Source organism: Methylobacterium dankookense (assembly GCF_902141855.1).
In the GTDB taxonomy this organism is placed as follows: Bacteria; Pseudomonadota; Alphaproteobacteria; order Rhizobiales; family Beijerinckiaceae; genus Methylobacterium; species Methylobacterium dankookense.
In genome coordinates, this window is sequence record NZ_CABFVH010000116.1 from 1 (window position 1) to 1,553 (window position 1,553).

The following is a 1,553-nucleotide window of genomic DNA, read 5'->3' on the forward strand; positions in this document are numbered from 1 at the left end:
ATGATCGCCAGCCCGAGCGACAGGATCGCGTAGAACGAGCCGTTGATCAGCCCCAGCAGAAGCTGGCCGAACAGCGCCTGGGTCGGTACGCCGAAGATCGTGGTCATAGTCCGCCTGAGCCGTCGCGTCTCGAGAAGGCCGCGCCCTCAAGGGCGCGGCCGGTCAAGTTCAGCCCTTCACCAGCGGGCAGCCGCCCTCGTTGAGGGGCCGGAAGACCTCGTTGCCGGGGATGGTCGCCAGCGTCTTGTAGAGGTCCCACGGGTCCTTCGACTCGGCCGGCTTCTTGACCTCGAACAGGTACATGTCGTGGATCTTGCGGCCGTCGACGCGGATCGTGCCCTTGCCGAAGAGCGGATCGTCGGTGGGGATCTCCTTCATCTTGGCCACCGTCTTGGCGCCGTCCTTCACGTCCTTCAGGGCGGCGGCGGCCTTCAGGTAGTGCAGGATGCCGGCATAGACGCCCGCATGGTTGGCGGTGGGCTTGCGGCCGTTCATCTGCTTGGCGAAGCGGTCCGAGAAGGCGCGGGTGCCGTCGTTGAGGTCCCAGTAGAAGGGCTCGGTCAGCACGAGGCCTTGCGCCACCTTGGTGCCCAGCGAGTAGACGTCGGAGGAGAAGACGAGGAGGCCGGCGAGCGCCTGGCCGCCCTCGGTGATGCCGAACTCGCCGGCCTGCTTGATGGCGTTGATGGTGTCGCCGCCGGCATTGGCCAGCCCGATCACCTTGGCGCCCGACCCTTGAGCCTGCAGCAGGAAGGAGGAGAAGTCGGCGGTGGGGAACGGCGTCTTGACCGAGCCGACCACCTTGCCGCCGTTCTTGGTGACGACCGCGCTGGTGTCGCGCTGCAGGGTCTGGCCGAACACGTAGTCCGCGGTGAGGAAGAACCAGGTGTCGCCGCCGCGCTTCACCATGGCGCCGCCGGTGCCGTTGGCGAGCGCCATCGTGTCGTAGACCCAGTGCACGGTGTTGGGGGTGCATTGCGGGCCGGTGAGGTCGGCGGTGCCGGCGCCCGTGTCGATGAAGGCCTTGTTCTTCTCGCGCGTCACCTGGTTGATGGCCAGCGCCACCGAGGAGGTGACGCCGTCGATGACCATGTCGACGCCGTCGCGGTCGTACCATTGCCGGGCGAGCGCGGCGCCGACATCGGGCTTGTTCTGGTGGTCGGCGGAGATGAGCTCGACCTTCACGCTCGGGTCGATCTTGGCGAAGTCCTCCACCGCCAGGCGGGCGGCCACCACCGAGCCCTCGCCGCTGATGTCGGAATAGACGCCGGAGCGGTCGCCGAGCACGCCGATCTTCACGGCCGTCTGGGCCTGCGCCGCGGCCAGGGTCAGGGCGGAGAGCGCGGTCGCGAGCAGAACGGATCGCAGCATGTGTTCGTGTCCTCTCTGAGCGGATGACGCGGCCCGGCCCCGCGGGTGCGCGTCGCGTCGTCTTGTCGGCTCGCCCGGGGCCGGTCAGACCCCGAGATAGGCGTGGAGCTTGTCGATGTTGGCGTCGAGGCGGCTGTTCTCGATCATGTCGACGACGCGGCCCTGCTCCACGACGTAGTGGC

At 68.1% G+C, this 1,553-nt stretch carries 1 protein-coding gene and 2 pseudogenes; all 3 read right to left on the reverse strand.

Annotated elements, in window-relative coordinates; all coding sequences use genetic code 11:
- Positions 1-107 (reverse strand): annotated as a pseudogene (locus MTDSW087_RS29795) (branched-chain amino acid ABC transporter permease); the annotation flags it as partial.
- Between the two features lie 61 nt (positions 108-168).
- On the reverse strand, positions 169-1,371 hold the full coding sequence (locus tag MTDSW087_RS29800) for an ABC transporter substrate-binding protein (RefSeq protein WP_144769395.1): 1,203 nt from the start codon (positions 1,369-1,371) through the stop codon (positions 169-171).
- An 84-nt stretch (positions 1,372-1,455) separates the two neighbouring features.
- Positions 1,456-1,553, reverse strand: a pseudogene (locus MTDSW087_RS31160) (ABC transporter ATP-binding protein); the annotation flags it as partial.